The 13,207-nt window shown below is 43.7% G+C and carries 10 protein-coding genes; 6 read left to right on the plus strand and 4 right to left on the minus strand.

Annotated features, from left to right (window positions below; all coding sequences use genetic code 11):
* Positions 1 to 4 precede the first annotated feature (4 nt).
* On the plus strand, positions 5 to 1,312 hold the full coding sequence (gene thrC, locus DC487_RS01600; RefSeq protein WP_116774213.1) for a threonine synthase: 1,308 nt from the start codon (positions 5 to 7) through the stop codon (positions 1,310 to 1,312).
* 5 nt (positions 1,313 to 1,317) lie between these two features.
* Here thrC and DC487_RS01605 read toward each other — a convergent pair whose 3' ends face one another.
* Entirely contained in the window at positions 1,318 to 2,580 is a 1,263-nt protein-coding gene (locus tag DC487_RS01605; RefSeq protein WP_116774214.1) for a DUF819 family protein, read from the minus strand.
* Between the two features lie 101 nt (positions 2,581 to 2,681).
* Here DC487_RS01605 and DC487_RS01610 point away from each other — a divergent pair, with 101 nt between their 5' ends.
* The 5 genes from DC487_RS01610 to DC487_RS01630 are packed head-to-tail and all read left to right on the plus strand — an operon-like array spanning position 2,682 to position 10,519.
* Positions 2,682 to 3,665, plus strand: a complete 984-nt coding sequence (locus DC487_RS01610; RefSeq protein ID WP_116774215.1) for a 2-hydroxyacid dehydrogenase — start codon at positions 2,682 to 2,684, stop codon at positions 3,663 to 3,665.
* A gap of 56 nt (positions 3,666 to 3,721) precedes the next feature.
* Positions 3,722 to 4,516 carry a hypothetical protein gene (locus DC487_RS01615; RefSeq protein ID WP_116774216.1) on the plus strand — a complete coding sequence of 265 codons (795 nt, stop codon included), beginning with the start codon at positions 3,722 to 3,724 and terminating at the stop codon, positions 4,514 to 4,516.
* On the plus strand, positions 4,506 to 6,560 hold the full coding sequence (locus DC487_RS01620; protein WP_116774217.1) for a ComEA family DNA-binding protein: 2,055 nt from the start codon (positions 4,506 to 4,508) through the stop codon (positions 6,558 to 6,560). The genes DC487_RS01615 and DC487_RS01620 overlap by 11 nt, the downstream gene beginning before the upstream one ends.
* A 32-nt stretch (positions 6,561 to 6,592) precedes the next feature.
* Positions 6,593 to 8,617 carry a ComEC/Rec2 family competence protein gene (locus DC487_RS01625; RefSeq protein ID WP_165798998.1) on the plus strand — a complete coding sequence of 675 codons (2,025 nt, stop codon included), beginning with the start codon at positions 6,593 to 6,595 and terminating at the stop codon, positions 8,615 to 8,617.
* Positions 8,618 to 10,519, plus strand: a complete 1,902-nt coding sequence (locus DC487_RS01630) for a RecQ family ATP-dependent DNA helicase (protein WP_116774219.1) — start codon at positions 8,618 to 8,620, stop codon at positions 10,517 to 10,519.
* A 15-nt stretch (positions 10,520 to 10,534) separates the two neighbouring features.
* Here DC487_RS01630 and DC487_RS01635 read toward each other — a convergent pair whose 3' ends face one another.
* From DC487_RS01635 to DC487_RS01645, 3 genes are read right to left on the minus strand one after another with little or no spacing between them, the layout of a single operon-like run.
* Entirely contained in the window at positions 10,535 to 11,281 is a 747-nt protein-coding gene (locus DC487_RS01635; protein ID WP_116774220.1) for a LytR/AlgR family response regulator transcription factor, read from the minus strand.
* Positions 11,274 to 12,317 carry a sensor histidine kinase gene (locus tag DC487_RS01640; protein WP_116774221.1) on the minus strand — a complete coding sequence of 348 codons (1,044 nt, stop codon included), beginning with the start codon at positions 12,315 to 12,317 and terminating at the stop codon, positions 11,274 to 11,276. Before DC487_RS01640 ends, DC487_RS01635 begins: the two co-directional genes overlap by 8 nt.
* Positions 12,318 to 12,329: 12 nt before the next feature.
* Positions 12,330 to 13,205 carry a LiaF transmembrane domain-containing protein gene (locus DC487_RS01645; protein ID WP_116774222.1) on the minus strand — a complete coding sequence of 292 codons (876 nt, stop codon included), beginning with the start codon at positions 13,203 to 13,205 and terminating at the stop codon, positions 12,330 to 12,332.
* Positions 13,206 to 13,207: the final 2 nt, after the last annotated feature.

Below are 13,207 nucleotides of genomic sequence, written 5' to 3' on the forward strand. Positions count from 1 at the left end.
CAAGATGAAATTTTACAGTACCAATAATAAAGCATTACGCACCGATTTTAAAAATGCCGTGTTTCATTCTCTACCGGCAGATAAGGGATTGTATATGCCCGAAGAGATTCCAAAGTTGGATCCACTTTTTATCAAAAACATCACGCAATATTCCTTGCAAGAAATTGCGCTAGAAATTGCCAAACTCTATGTAGGCGATGATATTCCGGCAGCGGCATTAAAAGATATCGTAGCCGATGCTATCAACTTTGACGCGCCGATCCACTTTTTGGACAGCGAAATGGGTGTTCTTGAGCTTTTTCATGGACCATCTTATGCATTTAAAGATTTTGGAGCGCGTTTTATGAGTCGTATCATGGGATATTTCTCCCAAGAAGATGATCAGCTGTTGGATGTATTGGTCGCAACTTCGGGCGATACCGGTGGTGCCGTGGCATTAGGTTTTCTAGGTGTGCCAGGCACGCGTGTTACGATTCTATATCCAAAAGGAAAAGTATCTAAAGTGCAGGAACAGCAACTGACCACCAACGGACAGAATATTCGCGCGATAGAAGTGGATGGCACATTCGACGATTGCCAAGCTTTGGTAAAGCGAGCTTTCAACGATGCGGAGGTCAATCAACAACTGCGGCTGACATCCGCCAATTCTATTAATATTTCGCGCTTGATTCCGCAAACTTTCTATTATTTCTGGGCGTATGCGCAATTGCGTATACAAGGTATATCGGAAGTTGTATTTACGGTGCCAAGTGGTAATTATGGCAATATCGGAGCAGGATTGCTCGCTTATAAAATGGGTTTACCAGTGAAGAACTTCGTGGCCGCGACCAATGCAAATGATACGGTGCCGCGCTTCCTGACTTCTGGCAAGTACGAACCAAAACCATCGGTACAAACTTTGGCAAATGCCATGGACGTAGGTGATCCAAGTAATTGGGTGCGGATTCAAGATTTGTTTGATCACGATTTGCCGACCCTGCAAAACTTGATTCAGACTTATACCTACAACGACGAAGAAACTTTGGCAGGTGTACAGGAAATGTATGATCAATACAAATATGTTGCTTGTCCGCATACGGCCATCGCGTATTTGGCAGCCAAAGCACACCGAGCTGAACATCCAGGAACGTATGCTTCTGTGTTGCTTTCTACCGCGCATCCTTGCAAATTTCCAGATGCGATACCAGCAGCGCTATTTAAGGAAGTTCAATTGCCAGCCGGAGCAGATAATTTAGAACATGGAGAAAAACAAGCCGTAGCTATGTCAGCTAATTACGACGCCTTCAAAGAATATTTGATCACGAATACATAAAACAATTAAGGAGATACCAGCTGCATCAATAAGGCCGTAAACCAGCCGGCGTACGTGCCTATGGCGTAGCTGAACACACATAAAAGGACTGCCGCAGAGATCAACGAAGGATGGAAAGCCGAAGCCGTAACAGAAGCCGAAGCTACACCACCTACGTTGGCCATGCTGCCCAACGCAAAGTAGAAGAATGGTATTTTAAAATATCTACCGACGATCAATAGCAAGAGCGCGTGAAAAAATAACCACAGAAAACCGACCAGAAATAAGCCAGGATTGTCACTAATTGCCAGAATATCCATCTGCATACCAATCGTGACGATCAGCATATACAATAAAACAGTGGCTAATTTTGAAGCTCCTGCAAATTCTAGCCGTCGCGCTGGCGTGAAGGAAAGTCCAATACCAATAAGGGTGGCAAACAGGATAATCCAAAAGTAAGTATTGGTCAGCGATAGATTGGCCAATGCAGGATGATAAGTTTGGATATATACGGCTATTGGCTCCGCCAAAAAAGTAGCCAATCCCGTACCGCCAAGGGCAATGCTGAGCATCAATATCAAATCTTTAACCTCTGGATTGCGCTTATTTTGCAGCTCGCGCTGCTCCATTTTTTTCGTTAATAAAACCACATCATGGCTGTCGGCTCGAAACCAGCGATCGACTTTTTGGAAGCGCGACGCGCCGTACAAGAGCAAGGCCATCCACGAATAGGCCACAAATACATCGACCGCAATGATAGCCGAGAAAAGTTTGGGCGAAGGCTGTACAATTTCTCGCACCGCTAATTGATTGGCACTGCCACCGATCCACGAGCCGGCTAATGTGCCCAATCCACGCCAAACGGCATCTGGACCTGCACCACCAACGGTATCTGGAGAAATAAATGCCGTGATCCATACGGCAATCGGACCGCCCAATACAATGCCGATCGTTCCGGTAATAAACATGATGCCAGCTCTTTTTCGTAAAGACCACAATTCTTTCACGTCAAGATTCAGTAAAAAAAGAATAAGGCAAGAGGGTAATAAATACCGACTACCAATCTGCGGTAAGGGTGAATTCGCACCATCAAACACAGCAGCAGAATTTAAAATACCCGGTAAAAAATAACAAAGCAGTAGCGGAGGGATAATCCGATAAAATCCGATGATGTATTTATTTTTTAATGCAGAAGTATAAAAAACGAATCCCAAAATCAGCATTAATATTCCCAGAATCACTGCTTGGTCAGTAACTATCGGTGAGGCATGTAGAATTGGGTATTGCATAGGGAACATAATTTCGCTAATTTGTTCTGAAAGTAAGCATTTCTATTCATTTCGACTGCTACCTAGTCACGATGTGGGTAAATAAGATTTAAAAAAAGGCTATGACGACAAAAAAAGTATTTGTGACAAAAGATATTCCCGCAAAAGGAATCCAATTATTAGAAGAAGCTGGTTTAGAAGTTGTCGTGCATCAAGGAGACAGTACTTTAACGGAAGCAGAATTAATAGAAGCCTGTAAAGAGGCAGATCTACTTTTGAACGTGGGACAATTACCCATTACAAAGTCTTTTTTAGAAGCTAGCTCGCATTTGCAAGGAATTGCGTTAGCCAGCGTTGGATTTGATCACGTTGATTTAGAAACTGCGACCTCGTTGGGTATTCCAGTTTCGAATACGCCGGATGTCCTGAGTGGCGCTACAGCTGATGTCGCTTTTTTATTAATGCTTGCGGTATCGCGAAAAGCATTTTTCAGATCCAAAGAGGTCATGGATGGAAAGTGGAAAGGATTCGGATTCACCGAAGAGTTGGGCATAGAATTGAATGGTAAAACTTTGGGCATCTTGGGGCTTGGGCGCATCGGGATCGAGATGGCCAAAAAAGCCAAGGGTGCTTATAATATGGATATTATTTATCACAACAGAAATCGGAATACCGAAGCAGAAGAAGCTCTCGATGCCAAATATGTGAGTTTTGAAGAGTTACTTGCTCAAAGTGATGTGCTATCGGTACACACGAATCTATCCGATGAGACCAGACACAAATTCAATAAAGACGCGTTTGCCAAGATGAAATCATCAGCGATATTCGTCAATACGGCGCGGGGCGCGATCCATCATGAAGCTGATCTGGCAGATGCGTTGCGTGATGGACAGATTTGGGGTGCAGGCTTGGACGTGACTGATCCAGAACCGATGACCGCAGATAGCCCTTTGTTACAAATGTCGAATGTATGCGTGTTACCACATATCGGTTCCGCAACGATCGAGACACGTACTGCTATGGCCGAAATGGCAGCGAAAAACCTCTTAGCGGCATGGAACAATAAACAGATGCCGCAAATTGTAAATGCAGATATTTACAAATAAAAACTGCTAAATAAATTTTAAAGAAATATATTTACTTAGTTATTAACTAAGTAAATGTGTTTCGCTTGCTCTTCTTCTTATTAACGGTCACGCGCCTTTCAGCGCAGTCGTTTCAAGCGCCTGCACTGTTGGGTATGGGCAGTACGGCTGCCGCTTACCAAGGCATACATAGTCCTCTGGCCAATCCTGCCGGAATGGCTCGTTTGCAAAATTATTCGATTAGCACCGCTTACCAACAGCATTATTCTCTGTCAGATTTGTATAGCTATGGTGCATACGGTGTATTGCCGATCTTCAAGACTGGTGCAGTTGGTATACAAATCTACCAATACAATAGCTCCAATGTATTGCAGCAAACGATTTGGGAAGCGAGCTATGCCTATCCGTTCGCCAATAATTGGAGTGCGGCATTCGGATTCCAGCAGCGTCGCGTGGCTTGGGAAGACATTTCATCAATGGCTACGAATAGTATAAGCGCAGGACTCCAATATCAACGTAACAACTTGGTGATTGGTGGATATTTTCAGGAGCTTAATCTTTCGAATTCTGATAATGCGTTCTTACCGCGACAGCCGCTGGAAGTGTTAGTGGGAATGAGCTATTTGTTCTCTGAGCAACTTTATTTTGCGACAGATATTTTTTGGGAGCGCGATCAAACCCCTCAACTACACACAGGTTTAACCTATCAACTGCATCGATATTTTCGTGTCCGAGGAGGGATTTCTTCGCAACCCGTGCAGTATTATGTGGGCTTGGGAGTTGCGAATCGAAATATTCATCTAGATCTCGCGGCTTCTATACATCGCGAGTTGGGCGCTTCGCCGCAATTAGGTTTGTCCTATGTTTTCTAAGCGCCATACATTTTGGGTTTGTCTGTTATTACTGCTGTTTTTTAAAGCGCAAGCGCAAGGATTGGAAGATGCTTTTATGGAAGAGCGACTACTGGAGCAGCTGGTGGAAGATCTAGCGCCTGACATGGATGTAAGCGAAATCTTGGAAAGACTTCGGCAATATCTAATCCGTCCGATTGATCTCAATAAAGCTACCGAGCAAGACTTTGCGGCTTTGGTGTTCCTGACTCCATTACAAATTAATAATCTGTTGCTGCATCGCCAGCAAAGTGGTCAATATCTCTCTATATTGGAACTGCAAGGCGTAGATGGCTTTGATCTTCCAACGGTGCGGTTGCTGCAGCGATTTGTGCGCGTAAATGCGCCAAGCGAGTGGCAACGTCAATCTTTGCGCAACGTGATGCAAAAGAGTAATTACGAAGTCATGTTGCGGTACGGGCGTGTTTTAGAAACGCAGCAAGGTTACCAGATCACCGATGAAAATCGTTCGCGTTATCTAGGCTCCCCAGATCGCGTGGCAGTACGATTACGCATGAATTATGAGAAGCGTCTGGAGGTTGCGGTTAATATGGTTAAACATGCTGGCGAACCTTTCTTCCGGTACGAACAGCGTTATGGATTTGATTTCTATTCGGCGAGCGTACTGATCAAAGATGTGGGCATATTTAAAAGAATCGTGGTGGGTGATTATGCCTTGCAACTCGGGCAGGGATTGATCTTGTGGAATGGTTTGCACTTTGGCAAGGGCGCTTGGATGGCGAGCGTTGCGCGGCAAGGTGTAGGATTATTACCTTACAAATCTCTCAATCAAAGCAATTTTATGCGTGGTGCTTCAGCAGTTATTGGCCAAGGAAATTGGTCTTTCACGCCTTTTGTCGCTTGGAATAAATTAAATGGAAATGTAGTTGAATTGGATGGCCAACGGGAGATTCGCACCATCAATTACTCAGGATACAGCCGTACGCCGACAGAGCAAGACTACCGGCGAGCGATCAACCAGTATGTTTACGGAACGAACATCGCTTATCAACGAAATCGCATTAAATTTGGTGCAACCTGGTTATCTACTACATTCGACGGATACATCCAACCCAATAATGAATTGCGTAATCGTTTTTCTTTTGAAGGCAATCAACTCACCAATGTAGGCGTTTACTATAACTACACTTTTGGGAATACATACCTGTATGGAGAAGCGGCGCACAGCTTGGGTAGTGGCTACGCTACCAATAATGGATTCATGGCCAGTCTGCACCCTAAGTTGACTGTGGTGGTAAATCATCGATATTATGAAGCGAACTATCATCAGTTCTTCGCACAATCTATTAGCGAGTTGTCCACTTTGGGGAATGAGCGCGGTCTGTACACGGGATTGATGTATCATCCATCTCGCAAAATTGAATGGGTGAATTATCTGGATGCGTTTAGCTTTCCTTGGTTGCGTTTTCGAGCAGATGCGCCATCATCAGGCGTAGATTTTCTATCCCAATTGTCGTACATCTGGTACAAGCAGGGGCGATTGATCTTCCGATTCCGACATCGTCTGCGGCAAGAAAATGTGACAGATCCCAGCCGGCCCGAAAGTTTGCAGGCCGACATGATTAGGAATCAGGGGCGAATAGATTTTCAATACAAATTGAATGAGATTTGGTCTATACGATCTAGAGCTGAGGTTTCTTACTATTTTAAAGAACTCACCTCCCGTGAATTTGGCGTGTTATTTTTCCAAGATCTTTTGTGGAGTAGTCGCAATAATAAAATCTCGGGGAATATGCGCGTGTCCTATTTTAATACGGAATCTTTTGATTCTCGTATTTATGCCTATGAGCAAGATGTACTGTATGCTGCTTCGTTTCCAGTTTATTCGGGCACAGGTTGGCGCATGTATGCTAATGTCCGTTGGCGTTTCTCGAAGCGGACAGATCTCTGGGCGCGGTATGCCATCACTAAATTACCGGGTGTAGAAAGCATCGGCTCGCAATTAGATCGAATTGAAGGTGATCAACGTAGCGAAGTGAAACTGCAACTTAGATATAGATGGTAACGCGTCCGATTATATCATTGGAATCCGGCTCGATGCCGTTTTTAAAGCTTTTGATCGGCTATCTGCTGGGAATAGCGATGGCGCAATGTCTTTCATGGAATTATGCTTTGGTACTATTTTCAACTGGCGTATTATTTAGCTTGCTACTGTTGTTGCTGGTTTCCCTAGTCCTAAGCTTGCCTCCTAATGCGATAACTTTCATCTTATATTTAAGTTGGATTTCTTTGGGGTTGATGCTCTATGCTCGTTCTTTGCCCGAAACCAACTCAGATTATGTGGCTGATCAAAATTTTAGTCAATTGATTGGAGAAGTGGTAGAAGAGCCATTAGTAAAGAAAGGCAGCCTTCGATTACGAATTGATTTGCAGGCTGGGATTGATTCTTTAGGGAAATCACATCAAGTTTCGGGACGCGTGCTACTTACCGTTTACCACGATAGTGCTGCCACACGATTGCCTAAATATGGAGATCAGATACAGTTCCCCGCAAATTTACGGCGCGTAGCACCACCGTACAATCCTAACGAATTTGATTATAGAAGTTACTTGGCCAATCGTGGGATTTACCATCAGCAACGCTTATCCGCCGACCAACTTTTTATCTTACAATCGCAAACCAATTGGTACACCTACGTGCTACTTTTAAAACAGCGAGTTGTTACACAATTTCGATCCAACATTAGCGATCAAACTGCGTTTTCTGTTGCTGCCGCTTTGGTGTTTGGTTATCGTGCCGAGATGGATCCTGAAATTTATACTGCGTTTACAGATACAGGGACTATTCATATTCTCAGCGTTTCGGGAATGCATGTGAGTATGGTCTTTATCTTGTTGAGTTTTGTGTTGCGACCGTTGGATCGATGGAAGTCTGGCAAATCGCTCCGCTTTACCTTGGTGTTGTCCTTTATCTGGTTGTACGTCGTGCTTACCGGAATGGCGCCACCTATATTGCGAGCCGGCATCATGATTAGCTTCTTGGTGTTGAGTCACTGGATTGGCCGTCGTCAACATAGTTTAAATGCATTGTTTGCTTCTGGTTTTTGCATTTTGTGGTACGATCCGAAGATGCTTTTCGATGTGGGCTTTCAATTGTCTTATCTGGCCATGCTGGGCATATTTCTGATCTTTCCATTGTTGCGGTCATTATATCTTCCGCGCAATCGCTGGTTGCGAACACTGTTTGACTATAGCTTTATCTCGATAGCTGCACAACTCGTAACGACACCATTGACATTGTATTACTTTGGACAATTTCCCAATTATTTTCTGCTGGCCAATCTATTGATCACAATCCCGGCTACGGCAATCATGTATCTTGGCGTGGGGCTGATGTTGTTGCCCATTCCTATGGTAGCACAGCTACTCGGCACGCTAGAACATGTGGCAATCCACGTCATGGTTTCCACCTTAAAATGGATTGGCAATTTACCCGGAGCGACGTGGCAAGGTGTTTTTTATACCATGCCACAAGTGATGTTGCTATTTGGCGCAATTGCCTCCATTTTTGTCGCGGTGAATTACCGCTCAAAACAAGCCCTGTATGCGCTAGGCATCGCTGCATTTTCTTTGGCGAGTATAGCTTTCTGGCAATGGCACCAAAAGGTGAATTACAGCAGTTTGCATGTTTATCAGCTGCGGCAGCATGTTGCGATCGCCTGGTGTCAACCTGGAAGCGTGGTGCTGTTTACCACAGTGGATTCCTTGGAGCATCCCAGCATTCAGTATGCGGTGATGCCGGATTTATTATGTTATCGAACAAAAGATCAGATAGAATTCGTGCACCTATCAGCGCAACAAAATGTTTTGTTAACTCTAGGTAACGAGGAATTGTATGTGTGGAATGAAGGTCATTATGATCCGCCCGCAGATGCCGCATTGGTGTTAATTCGAAACAATCGGACATTGACACCAAATCATATCATGCAGCAGATATTATATGTGTTGGATGGTAGCAACAGTAATGATGCAGTCACGAAAAATGCCGTGACCCTGCAAGACGAAAGAGCCGACTACTACACCTTAAAGGATAATTTTGCTTATGTTTGGAAGACAGAATAGATGAATCCGACCAGCCTTTCTATATTAAAACAGTATTGGGGATACGACCAATTCAGACCACTTCAAGAGGAGATTATCCACGAAGTGCTGATGGGACAAGATACGCTCGCGCTGATGCCAACCGGTGGGGGCAAATCCATCTGTTTTCAAGTGCCTGCTATGCTGCAAGAAGGGATCTGCATCGTGATTTCCCCTTTGATTGCGTTGATGAAAGATCAGGTTGAAAGATTGCGTAAGCAGGATATTCAAGCAGTCGCGATTTATTCGGGCATGACAAAGCGCGAGGTGGACATCACGCTTGATAATTGCATTTTTGGCAATATCAAATTCTTGTATCTATCGCCTGAGCGATTGTATTCGGACATCGTATGGGAACGGCTACGGCACATGAAGGTCAATCTTTTTGCGATTGATGAAGCGCATTGTATATCCGAGTGGGGTTATGATTTCCGGCCACCATACTTGCAACTGCATAGATTGCGAGAACTGCATCCCAAAATTCCTTTTTTGGCGCTAACAGCGACAGCCACCGAGCGGGTGATTGTCGATATTCAGGAGAAGCTATTATTTCCGAAGCCGAATGTATTGACCAAGAGTTTTCAGCGTGAAAATTTGGGTTACATGGTACTACCAGAAGAAGACAAGATGGGTCGAATGTTGCGCGTGATCCAAAAAATCGGTGGCAGTGGAATCGTTTATGTGCGCAATCGGCGCGAAACGCAAGAAGTTTCTCGTTATCTCATGAATCAAGGAATCTCGGCCGACTTTTATCACGCCGGTTTGGATATGCCTACGCGAGCCGAAAAACAGCAGCGCTGGGCGAGTAATGCCACGCGCGTGATTGTGGCCACGAATGCCTTTGGAATGGGAATCGACAAAGCCGATGTGCGCTTTGTCATCCATCTGGATATCCCCGATTCGCTTGAAGCATATTATCAAGAAGCCGGCAGGGCAGGGCGCGATGGCAAGAAGGCATTCCCCGTGCTTCTATACAATCAAGAAGACCGCGATCGCCTTTGGACGAATCTGGAATCGTCCTTTCCTACAGTCGATTTTATTCAGCAAGTCTATCATCAGCTCGCTAACTATTTTCAAATTGCTTATGGTGCCGGCGTGGGAACGGTGTTGTCTTTTGACGTAGTCGATTTTGCTAAAAAATATAATTTGGGTGTGCTACCGACTTTAAGTGCGTTGAAATTTTTGGAGCGCGATGGCTGGCTCAGTCTTTCCGAGGCGGTGTTCATCCCTTCGCGGTTGAAATTCGAAGTAGACTATCAAGAATTGTACAAATTCCAAGTCCAATCTGCGAAATTCGATCCGCTGATCAAACGGATTTTGAGAAGCTACGGTGGCGCTTTTGATCTTTTCGTGCCCATCAATGAATATGAATTTGCCAAAGCGCTGCTTGTGCCGTATCAAGAAATCGTGCGTATGATGCAAACGATGCAACAGATGGAATTGATCACGTATATGCCCAAAACGGATGCGCCGCAACTACAGTTTCTGCGCCCTCGCATTGATCGCAAAAATCTGCACGTCGATACCGCATTTATTCGAGAACGGCGTCGAATCAAAGAGGAGCAAACTAAGGCAATTTATCACTACCTGGATACAGAAAACTGCCGCAGTATAGCGTTGTTGACCTATTTTGGTGAACACACGGCAAAGCCGTGCGGCGTATGCGATCTCTGCTTGGTGCGTGCGCATCAAGGTAAGATTTCTTCCCAGATTAGGGAGCAAATGAAGAATTTACTGCTAGAAAAACCTTTACCGCTGAAAGAGCTAATTGATCAGATCAGCATGGGCTCTGAGAAAGCGAAACTCGAGGTGTTCAGAAAACTGCTGGATGAAGAGCAAATTGTACTTAAGGAAGATGTGTATTTTTGGAGTGTGGGGTTTTAATAACCCCACTGTTCTTTAAATACCAATTACCTGTTTCAATCGTGCGTAACCCGATTTGCTGATATTCACCTTATCTCCGGAATGCAGAATCGCAATGTAGCTGTCTTTTTCCATTGGTTCAATCTTAGCAAGCTGATCTACTTTGATCATAAACGATCGATGTATCCTAACAAATTGTTTTGCATCCAATTGTTTCTCGAACGAACTCATCGTTTTATTCTTTAAAAACATGCCTTCCGTGGTGTGGATTTTCACATAATCATCGTACGCTTCCAAGAAATTGATCTGCTGCACAGGTATGATTTTGATCTGAGATCCATTTTTTACCACAATGCGCTCCAAACCTTGTTCTTCCATAGATTCTTGTAGCTGTTCGCTAGTTTTCTTGGCTTTCGTTTCGGTCGAAGTCGTGAAATTACTTCTAAATTTATCTAAGCTTTTCTCAAAACGATCCGGACTGATAGGTTTTAATAGATAATCAATCGCATTTTTTTCAAAGGCTTTGATCGCAAATTCATCAAAAGCCGTCGTGAAGATGATATGTGGTTGATCGTCCAATAACTCCAACATTTCGAAACCAGTCAATTTAGGCATTTGAATGTCTAAAAATACCAAGTCCGGTTTGTGTTGTTGTATGGCTTTTACACCTTCGAATCCATCGTTGCACTCGGCTACCACCTCAAAATCGGGATGCGATTGCAAGTATTCTAACAAAATGCTTCGTGCTAAGGGTTCGTCGTCAATCAGAATGGTCTTAATCATATTGAGGTATTCTTAAAGTGGATATAAAGGTATTGTTATCGGTGCTGGTAGTTAGTAAATCGGTGCGGCCAAATAGTAAATAAAGGCGACGTTGTATGCTGGAGAGGCCAAATCCAGTGCCGCGCTTGTTTTCAAACTGGTCTACATCAAAGGGATTTGTGATTACAATGAAAAGCATATTTTCTTCCTTATAAGCATCAATGGTAATCAATACATCGCCCGTTACATTATACAATCCAAACTTAATGGCATTTTCCAGTATAGGTTGAATAATCATGACGGGCACTTTTGACTCTAAAATAGCATCATCATAATCAAAGATCGTTTTTAGCCGATGGCCAAAACGTACTTTTTCAATGTCTAGATATAATCGTAAGTGTTTCAATTCATCTTCTAACAGGATAAATTGCTTTTCATCTTTTCGCAACGTGCCACGTAGAAAATCAGATAACTGAAAGGTCATGCTTCTAGCTTCCTGTGGCTTGCTGCCGATCAGCGCGATGATCGAGTTAAGGCTGTTAAATAGGAAATGTGGTTGTAATTGCTGGCGGAGGTTATACAATTCCGCGTCGCGCACCATACGCTCCGATTGCGCTTTGCGTTCTTTATTTTCTTCATATTCTTCCTGAATGTTCCAGAAGATATTAATAATCATAATACAGGTAATCACCAAAAAATTGATCACAAAACGAAAAGGCATACTAAACGTTAGGTAAACCACCTGTTCTGGTGAGAAAACCTGCAAAAGACAAAAACGCGTACAGAAAACACTGATGGCGCTAAATATGATAGCGAAGCTAAATAGCTTCCAAAACTGCTTATTCTTCGGAAGATAAAACTGTAAAGAGGTATAAATGAGATATGATGTGCCCGTAATCACTAATGCGCTGATGGCCCCGTCATAAATAATAGTCTCATAAGGAACTTTGACCCACCACAATAGTCCATAAACGACCAAAAAGTACAAAACACAAATAATCCACGATGAGGTGTGGATCAGCCATTTTTTCGATTTAGGGTATTGCGTCTGCGCCATAAAAAATACTTATCAGTTATTTTTAATCGTCAATCCGCCGAAAATGGATGTTCCGGTAATGTAAATCTTTTTGTTCTTGTCGGTCGTGATATCCAACATTGGTCGTCGATCGTCCAGTTCCCCAAATATGGAAGCGACATTACTGGATACCTGCCAATGTGGTGGAATAATGATCTTCGTACTGCCGAACAGTTGAAATGTATCCAGTACCACTGCCTGCTTGATATCAGCCTGCAAAAAATTGATTTTAGTGCTGCCGAATACACTGGTGATCGTGCCGCCTAGGAAGTTAGTGGTAAGCAAGGATTTTTTCGTATCACTAAAGAACGTATCCACTTTCAAATAACTATCGTGCTGCGCACTATAATTCGCATAAGAGGCAGAGCCTGTAGACAAATATGGGTCTACAGGCTGCTCAGCTGTTTTGTATTGGCCTGTCGGCGGATAAATCTCACCGCTGGCATAATCTGGATCTACGCGTTTGTCCCAGTCATACTCATCATCCGGACGCGGACGCGTTGGGTCTTCTGGGGGTACAGATGGTAGCACGCGGTTACGCTTGATCAGATAAATACCCATTGCGATTACCATGGCTGGGATAAAAAACTTCCCGAAAGACATGCCGATCAAATCTTTTAGTAAAAAGATCGAACCAATCACGATCAATATGACAGAAGATTTTTTTTGAAATTTGGAATTTACGCCGATCACCAAACCTATGACTATCAGGATCATTTCCCATCCGAAAATCCAACGTGGAAAGATGTCCAATCGCATATTCTTTAAGAGGAGTGCGAGGCCAAACAGAATGATGAACGCACCTGCGAAATTTGTCGTATTGTTCGACTTTGGTGGGCGGCTATCGTTATTTTTGTTTTGTGTACTCATGA

The sequence above is a fragment of the Sphingobacterium corticibacter genome, assembly GCF_003076635.1.
GTDB classification, from domain to species: Bacteria; Bacteroidota; Bacteroidia; order Sphingobacteriales; family Sphingobacteriaceae; genus Sphingobacterium; species Sphingobacterium corticibacter.